Raw genomic sequence first — 6,969 nt, 5'->3', positions numbered from 1 at the left:
GCCCGCGAGATCTACCACGTCCTGACCATCACGAACGCCACCGCAGCGGCCCCGAGTCACCTCGCAACCGCTGCTTGACATCCATAAGAGCATCCAACGACTCGGCCGAACCGCCCCGGCCGCCCGGCCGGTCACACCGTCCACGACGGCTCGAGCTGCACGACGTCTCCCGTCACCGCCGCCACATCGTCCTCCGTCTGCGCCCGCTGCGTCAGCCGTTCGATGCTGCCTGCCCGGTACTTACCGCGCTCGGCGCTCGACTGCCACATGGAGAGCACGAGGAACTCGTGCCCCGGAGCCTCTCCGAACACCCCCCGCAGCATGCCCGGCGATCCGGCCATCGCCGGGTTCCACACCCTCTCCTGCATCAACGCGAAATGCTCGACCCGGTCCTCATGCACCTTGCTGTGCGCCACCCTGACGACATCCGCGTCGGTGAAGCGCGGCTCGAAGCCGGTCTTCACATCGAACCGGTACTCGAACAGCTTGACCTGGATGCTGTTGTACGTACCGGACTGCGCGATGGCCAGCCGGTCGTGGGCACGCGCCATGAACGAGTCGTAGAAGACGCGGTTCTCCCAGAAGGCGAAGACATGCGCCACTTCGGGATGCCCTCGGCTCCACCCGCCGCCCTGTCCCCTGAACCCCGGCTCACCCAGCAGCCCCGCCCACTCTCGCTGCCCCCGTTCAAAACCTCGTCGGTCCACCACGGTGCAACGAATCCACTTGACCAGCACCGCGCCATCGTACGGTGCCGAACGTGGCACGGGTCACCCCCTGATGGAGTACACCGATCCGATCGCAGTGAACCGCAGAATGATCACCAGGCCTCTCTGCACGCCAACCCCCTGTTCTCTCGGCTCGAATCCGCGGAGCGCGTCCTCGTCGCGGGGGTCGGCGGCGGCTTCGACATCTAACGCGGGACTCCCCATCGCGCTCTCCAGCGCCATCGAGGCCTTCCGGGAAGAGGTCCGGCAACGACCGCCACGCCGCATTCCGCGCTGAGCCGGCGAACCGACAGTGGCCCGATTCCGTCACCGATGACCAAGCCGGTTGGATCCACGGCCGGTTGCGGACATGATCGGGTGTTATGAACAGCCCGACGGTCAGCGGCAAACCAGGGAGGGAAGTCCGATGAGCACGCCCAACAAGGACATCGAGAAGGTCGAAGTCAGGGTCAAATGGGATCCCAGTCCTCCGGGTGCCCCGGCCCACGACCTCGACATCATCGCGGGGACCTACTTCGCGGACGCGCCGTACGGCAGTCCGGCGTATCTCGTGCACTTCGACAGCCGTTCACCGGACGGCACCATCAATCTCAACCGCGACAGCAGGACCGGCCAGGGCTTCGGGTTCGACGAGGTGATGACGCTGGAACTGGACCGGTTGTCGACCACGTACACCCGGGTCGTCGTCGGCGTCGCCATTCAACAGCGTGACGGTCGCAAGACGTTCGCCGAAATTCCGAACACCGGCGTACAGGTCAGGGAGGGCTACACGAATCTGGCGGAGGACGATTTCTCGTCGGTCGGCGCCGCCACCGCCGCGACCGTCGCCGAGTTCGTCCGCGGTGCCTCCGGTGTCTGGGAGTTCCACGGTACGGTCCGGGGCTTCGACGGCGACCCCGATGCGTTCGCCGAAATGATGGGAAGCCGCTCACCCGGAGCGTGACGCGTCGCGCGACACGCTCCGTACGGGGGTCGGCCGAGCGTTCCCGCCCACCGCTTCCATGGCACGGCGAGGGGGACCGACCGTCGGTCGGTCCCCTTTGTGCGAGCAACTGACCAGCGCGTTGTCCGCGCTGGAGCCGATTGCGCTCGTGGTCGGGCGCCGCGACTGGCGTTTCCGCAGGCATCCTGTTGCAGGAGACACAACTGCCGGGACGGCACGGACGACGAGGGTGGTGGAGCCGGGAACCCGGCTCCACCACCCCGGTTCACCCCCTGAGGGTGCCCAGGATCAGCTGCAACCGCTGGTCGAGCCGCAGCCCTCGCAGATGTAGCAGGACCCGGCGCGCTGCATCTTCGTACCGCAGGAGAAGCAGAGCGGCGCGTCCGCGCTGATGCCCAGCTGCATCTCGACGAGCTCCGCCGAGGTGTGCGCCGTCTTCGGCGCCGGCTTCTCGGCCTCCCGCACGGGGGCCACCGCCTTCAGGGGCTCCGTCCGCAACGGGGCAGACTGGGCCAGACCCTCGACGTCCAGCTCGTCGTCCTCCAGGGAGGGCTCGTACGAACCGGTGTCGAGATGACGCTGACGCTCCTCGGCCGAGTGGATGCCGAGGGCCGAGCGGGTCTCGAAGGGCAGGAAGTCCAGCGCGAGGCGGCGGAAGATGTAGTCGACGATCGACTGCGCCATCCGCACATCCGGGTCGTCCGTCATGCCGGCCGGCTCGAAGCGCATGTTGGTGAACTTCGAGACGTACGTCTCCAACGGGACGCCGTACTGCAGACCGACCGAGACGGCGATGGAGAAGGCGTCCATCATGCCCGCGAGGGTGGAGCCCTGCTTGGACATCTTCAGGAACACCTCGCCGAGACCGTCGTCCGGGTAGGAATTGGCGGTCATGTAGCCCTCGGCGCCACCCACCGTGAACGACGTGGTGATGCCGGGACGTCCCTTGGGGAGACGCTTGCGGACCGGACGGTACTCGACGACCTTCTCGACCGCGGTGCGGATGGTCTCCTCGGCCTTGGCCGTGACCTCCGCCTTCTCCTTCTCCTTGGTCTTCGCGGAGAGGGGCTGGCCGACCTTGCAGTTGTCGCGGTAGATCGCGAGCGCCTTGACGCCCATCTTCCACGCCTCGAAGTAGACCTCCTCGACGTCCTCGACGGTGGCCGTCTCCGGCAGGTTCACCGTCTTGGAGAGCGCGCCGGAGATCCACGGCTGGATCGCGGCCATCATGCGCACGTGGCCCATCGCGGAGATGGAGCGCTCGCCCATCGCGCAGTCGAAGACCTCGTAGTGCTCGGTCTTCAGACCGGGGGCGTCGATCACATTGCCGTGCTCGGCGATGTGGGCGACGATCGCCTCGATCTGCTCCTCCTGGTAGCCCAGGCGCCGCAGGGCCTGCGGGACGGTGCCGTTGACGATCTGCATCGAGCCGCCGCCGACCAGCTTCTTGAACTTGACCAGGGCGAGGTCGGGCTCGAGGCCGGTGGTGTCGCAGGACATGGCGAGACCGATGGTGCCGGTGGGCGCGATGACCGAGGCCTGCGCGTTGCGGAAACCGTTCTTCGCACCGAGACGGACCACGTCCTGCCAGGCCTCCGTGGCGGCGGCCCAGATCGGGTTGTCCAGGTCGTCCATGTGGACGGCCGCGGCATTGGCGTCGGCGTGCTGCTTCATGACGCGCTGGTGCGGCTCGGCGTTGCGGGCGTAGCCGTCGTACGGGCCGACGACCGCGGCGAGCTCGGCGGATCGCTTGTACGAGGTACCGGTCATCAGCGAGGTGATCGCACCGGCGAGGGCGCGGCCACCGTCGCTGTCGTACGCGTGGCCGGTCGCCATCAGCAGGGCGCCGAGGTTGGCGTAACCGATGCCCAGCTGACGGTAGGCGCGGGTGTTCTCGCCGATCTTCTGGGTCGGGAAGTCGGCGAAGCAGATGGAGATGTCCATCGCGGTGATGACCAGCTCGACGACCTTGGCGAAGCGCTCGGACTCGAAGGACTGGTTGCCCTTGCCGTCGTCCTTGAGGAACTTCATCAGGTTCAGCGAGGCCAGGTTGCACGAGGTGTTGTCCAAGTGCATGTACTCGCTGCAGGGGTTCGAGCCGTTGATCCGGCCGGACTCCGGGCAGGTGTGCCACTGGTTGATCGTGTCGTCGTACTGGATGCCCGGGTCGGCGCAGGCCCAGGCCGCCTCGGCCATCTTGCGGAAGAGGGACTTCGCCTCGACCTCTTCGATGACGTCACCGGTCATGCGGGCCCGCAGCCCGAACTTGCCGCCGGACTCGACGGCCTTCATGAACTCGTCGTTCACACGGACCGAGTTGTTGGCGTTCTGGTACTGGACGGACGTGATGTCGTCGCCGCCCAGGTCCATGTCGAAGCCCGCGTCGCGCAGGGCGCGGATCTTCTCCTCTTCCTTCACCTTGGTCTCGATGAAGTTCTCGATGTCGGGGTGGTCGACGTCGAGGATGACCATCTTGGCGGCACGCCGGGTGGCGCCACCGGACTTGATCGTTCCGGCGGAGGCGTCGGCACCGCGCATGAAGGAGACCGGCCCGGAGGCGTTGCCGCCGGAGGACAGCAGCTCCTTGGAGGAGCGAATGCGGGAGAGGTTCAGGCCGGCACCGGAGCCGCCCTTGAAGATCATGCCCTCTTCCTTGTACCAGTCGAGGATCGACTCCATGGAGTCGTCGACGGCCAGGATGAAGCAGGCGGATACCTGCTGCGGCTGAGGTGTGCCGACGTTGAACCAGACCGGCGAGTTGAAGCTGAAGATCTGGTGCAGGAGCGCGTACGCCAGCTCGTGCTCGAAGATCTCGGCGTCCGCGGGAGAGGCGAAGTAGCCGTGGTCCTCGCCGGCCTTGCGGTACGTCTTCACGATCCGGTCGATGAGCTGTCGCAGACCGGTCTCGCGCTGCGGGGTGCCGACGGCCCCGCGGAAGTACTTGCTGGTGACGATGTTGACCGCGTTCACCGACCAGAAGTCGGGGAACTCGACGCCACGCTGCTCGAAGTTGATCGAGCCGTCGCGCCAGTTGGTCATGACGACGTCACGGCGCTCCCATGCCACCTCGTCGTACGGATGCACGCCGGGGGTGGTGTGGATGCGCTCGATACGCAGACCCTTGCTCGACTTGGATCCCTTGGCTCGGGAACCTCGTGCCGGGCCGCTCGCCGTCTCTGTCATGCCGCCTCCCATATGTGGGCAAAAACACCCTAAAGTGCCCAGAACTTCCCGGGGCACTGTCTGTCTCTGATGCTTCGGACGCCACGCAAAGCGCCCGGAGCAGGTCTATGAAGCCGCCCTGCCGCCGGTCTACGGAACCGTGCCGATCGGCCGGTGCCGATCAGTCGGCGGCGACGGCGGGAACGGGGACCTCGAGAGTCTCGCCCCTCCCGCGTTCCTCCACGGGAGGCCGCCGCTCACGGAGTTCCGCGATGGCCGCCTCGAAGTCCTCAAGCGTGTCGAACGCCCGGTACACGGACGCGAAGCGCAGGTACGCGACGAGGTCGAGTTCCTGCAGGGGGCCGAGAATGGCCAGGCCCACGTCATGGGTGGTCAGCTCGGCACTGCCGGTGGCACGCACCGCCTCCTCGACCCGCTGGCCGAGCTTGGCGAGGGCGTCCTCGGTGACCGGCCGCCCCTGGCATGCCTTGCGCACGCCGGAGATGACCTTGGTACGGCTGAAGGGTTCGGTCACACCGCTGCGCTTGACCACCATCAGCGAACAGGTCTCCACCGTCGTGAAACGGCGGGAGCAGTCGGGACACTGGCGGCGACGGCGGATGGACGTGCCGTCATCGGTGGTGCGACTGTCGACGACCCGGCTGTCGGGGTGCCTGCAGAAGGGGCAGTGCATGGCTCCCAACCCTCCTTCACAGCACGACTGAATAGCCTCTTCAGGGCCCGACAGGACCCCTCGAAGCAGTCTCAAGCATAGGCGATGGCCGCACCCCCGGCGGACCAGGGACCACAACTTCTGGGCGGCTGGAGCAATCCAACCACTAGATCTTGGGTTTGGTCGCGCATTCGGCCCCAGCGCGTGTCGCGCGTCGCGGGCGGTCGGCAGGCAGCGTACGGCCGAGCACGAGGTTACGGGAAACGCGCGGCCGCCAGGACTTCGGGGCCTCGCCTGTCGGACCCGGACAACACCGCCCGCCGGGCCCGGACGCCGACCGGGAGACGACCCCGCGTGGCGACGCCGCACCGGCGGACGCTAGCGTAATGATCCGAATTGCCGAGGGGGTCAGCCGGTCGCCCCCGAGCGAAATCCGGCCGTCTCGGCGTCGCGCATACACCCAGCAGTGAATACACGGCAGACTTTTATTTGTTTTTCACTCGAACGTGTGTTTGGCGCAACCTTTCGAAAGCTACTACCGTTGTCCAGCTAGGGAGACCATTCGAGAGGGGCCGACGTGACCACCACCGCAGACAGTGCCACCATCACTGCCCAGGACCGCTCCCAGAGCCGACTCGAGCCGGTGCATGCCATGAATGACTCAGTCACGAACACGGAGGGACCCGAGCCTGTGCGCCCAGCGCGCTCGCTGCCCGGCCGACCTCCAGGAATCCGAGCGGACAGCTCGGGGCTCACGGACCGGCAGCGGCGAGTGATCGAGGTGATCCGGGATTCCGTGCAACGGCGCGGGTACCCGCCCTCGATGCGGGAGATCGGTCAGGCGGTGGGCCTGTCCAGCACGTCCTCCGTCGCCCATCAGCTGATGGCCCTGGAGCGCAAGGGCTTCCTCCGTCGCGACCCCCACCGCCCACGGGCGTACGAGGTCCGTGGCTCGGACCAGCCCAGCTCGCAGCCCACCGACACGACCGGGAAGCCCGCGGCGTCGTACGTACCGCTCGTCGGCCGGATCGCAGCCGGTGGGCCGATCCTCGCCGAGGAGTCGGTCGAGGACGTCTTCCCGCTCCCCCGCCAGTTGGTCGGTGACGGAGAGCTGTTCGTCCTCAAGGTCGTCGGTGATTCGATGATCGAGGCGGCAATCTGCGACGGCGACTGGGTCACCGTACGCCGCCAGCCCGTCGCGGAGAACGGCGACATCGTGGCAGCCATGCTGGACGGCGAGGCCACGGTCAAGCGCTTCAAGCGGGAGGACGGCCATGTGTGGCTGCTCCCCCACAACTCCGCGTACCAGCCGATTCCGGGTGACGAGGCGACGATTCTCGGCAAGGTGGTGGCGGTGCTGCGGCGGGTGTGAAGACTCGCCGGCTTCAACCGGGCCCCGGGATCCACTGCGCCGATCCCGGGGTCCTTCCGTGTCACATCCGCCGCAGGCGCACACAGACACC

General features: G+C 67.1%; 6 protein-coding genes. 2 read left to right on the top strand and 4 right to left on the bottom strand.

What is annotated here, in order from left to right:
• Positions 1–131: 131 nt before the first annotated feature.
• Positions 132–737, bottom strand: a complete 606-nt coding sequence (locus tag ACF08M_RS31970) for a YdbC family protein (protein WP_392188750.1) — start codon at positions 735–737, stop codon at positions 132–134.
• Between the two features lie 33 nt (positions 738–770).
• Positions 771–950, bottom strand: coding sequence for a hypothetical protein (locus ACF08M_RS31965; protein ID WP_392188749.1), 180 nt, complete (start codon positions 948–950; stop codon positions 771–773).
• Between the two features lie 184 nt (positions 951–1,134).
• On the opposite strand from ACF08M_RS31965, the gene ACF08M_RS31960 reads away from it, so the two are divergent.
• The gene (locus ACF08M_RS31960) at positions 1,135–1,671 is read left to right on the top strand and encodes a TerD family protein (RefSeq protein ID WP_392188748.1); all 537 of its coding nucleotides are present in this window, start codon (positions 1,135–1,137) and stop codon (positions 1,669–1,671) included.
• A gap of 288 nt (positions 1,672–1,959) precedes the next feature.
• On the opposite strand, the gene ACF08M_RS31955 is transcribed toward ACF08M_RS31960, so the two are convergent.
• Both ACF08M_RS31955 and nrdR read right to left on the bottom strand, forming a co-directional pair.
• Positions 1,960–4,854: a vitamin B12-dependent ribonucleotide reductase gene (locus ACF08M_RS31955; RefSeq protein WP_392188747.1), complete on the bottom strand. Its 2,895-nt coding sequence runs from the start codon at positions 4,852–4,854 to the stop codon at positions 1,960–1,962.
• Positions 4,855–5,014: 160 nt separating this feature from the next.
• Complete coding sequence (gene nrdR, locus ACF08M_RS31950; protein ID WP_093898913.1) at positions 5,015–5,527, bottom strand: transcriptional regulator NrdR; 513 nt, start codon at positions 5,525–5,527, stop codon at positions 5,015–5,017.
• 556 nt (positions 5,528–6,083) lie between these two features.
• Here nrdR and lexA point away from each other — a divergent pair.
• Positions 6,084–6,878, top strand: coding sequence for a transcriptional repressor LexA (lexA, locus tag ACF08M_RS31945; protein WP_093898912.1), 795 nt, complete (start codon positions 6,084–6,086; stop codon positions 6,876–6,878).
• Positions 6,879–6,969: the final 91 nt, after the last annotated feature.

This window comes from Streptomyces sp. NPDC015032 (assembly GCF_043080425.1).
Lineage (GTDB): Bacteria > Actinomycetota > Actinomycetes > Streptomycetales > Streptomycetaceae > Streptomyces.
Note: the sequence above shows the minus strand (reverse complement) of the source record. Positions and strands in the feature narration are given on the sequence as shown.

Excerpts from the sequence above, each read along its gene's own strand:
- ACF08M_RS31965 (WP_392188749.1), bottom strand. The coding sequence starts at position 950 with ATGGCGCTGGAGAGCGCGATGGGGAGTCCCGCGTTAGATGTCGAAGCC.
- nrdR (WP_093898913.1), bottom strand. The coding sequence starts at position 5,527 with ATGCACTGCCCCTTCTGCAGGCACCCCGACAGCCGGGTCGTCGACAGT.
- ACF08M_RS31955 (WP_392188747.1), bottom strand. The coding sequence starts at position 4,854 with ATGACAGAGACGGCGAGCGGCCCGGCACGAGGTTCCCGAGCCAAGGGA.
- ACF08M_RS31960 (WP_392188748.1), top strand. The coding sequence starts at position 1,135 with ATGAGCACGCCCAACAAGGACATCGAGAAGGTCGAAGTCAGGGTCAAA.